The 771-nt window shown below is 36.4% G+C and carries 1 protein-coding gene and 1 pseudogene; one reads left to right on the top strand and one right to left on the bottom strand.

From position 1 onward, the window contains the following. A pseudogene (locus SLS51_RS23050) lies at positions 1 to 151 on the bottom strand (IS630 family transposase); the annotation flags it as partial. A 103-nt stretch (positions 152 to 254) separates the two neighbouring features. On the opposite strand from SLS51_RS23050, the gene SLS51_RS23045 reads away from it, so the two are divergent. Next, positions 255 to 656 carry a hypothetical protein gene (locus SLS51_RS23045; RefSeq protein WP_058589461.1) on the top strand — a complete coding sequence of 134 codons (402 nt, stop codon included), beginning with the start codon at positions 255 to 257 and terminating at the stop codon, positions 654 to 656. The last annotated feature ends 115 nt before the right edge of the window (positions 657 to 771 follow it).

Genomic DNA, 771 nt, shown 5'->3' with positions numbered 1-771 from the left:
GGAGTCGCAATGCCTGGGCTATCATCACAGAACTCCACCCTTCAGAAGCCAGAAGGATCGCTTTTATTCTGTCTCGTACTTGACCATCACGAGTGGTGTCGTGAAGACGTTCAAGTTTGATTTTTTGTTCTGATGTAATAAATATTTTCATAGCGAGGATAATGATCTCCATTTCGGATAAAATCAAGCATCTTCAATGATTACGGGTATAGATTATATTGAAGGTGATTATTCAATATAACAGGGTTAGAATCATGAAAAATTTGTTTGTTATTATGTTACTTCTCTCCGTAATAACCGGGTGCTCCGGTAAAAATAACCCAAACAGACAAACACAAGCAGAAGAGGGATTGAAATTTGCATTTTCATCCGGTGGCAATTTTATCTTAACTCACGCTTGTACCGATAAAATCGATTATTTAGGGCCAGACGAAGGGGGGAATGACCAGATAGAAATAGCGATAAAAAACGATAAACAATGCTTTGCTCACTTTGATGCTTTAATCAATAAAAACATCGGCACCCAAATGACAATATCATTTAAAGGTACTCATCTTGTCACGGCGACTATTCAAACTTCTTTAAATCCTTCATTCAGAATGGGGGTAAAAGATAAAGAGCAAGCCATGAGTATTATGAGCGCACTAAAAAATTAAATTGTTTTCCTGATTATCACTTAAATTCAGCTCCCATAGGCGTATACTTAAAATAAGTCTGTGTGGAGGTAAATGAAAATGGCTAAAAATCAGATTCAATTCCAAAAAGGCATTT

This window comes from Photorhabdus africana (assembly GCF_035181445.1).
GTDB classification, from domain to species: Bacteria; Pseudomonadota; Gammaproteobacteria; order Enterobacterales; family Enterobacteriaceae; genus Photorhabdus; species Photorhabdus laumondii.
Note: the sequence above shows the minus strand (reverse complement) of the source record. Positions and strands in the feature narration are given on the sequence as shown.

Excerpts from the sequence above, each read along its gene's own strand:
- SLS51_RS23045 (WP_058589461.1), top strand. The coding sequence starts at position 255 with ATGAAAAATTTGTTTGTTATTATGTTACTTCTCTCCGTAATAACCGGG.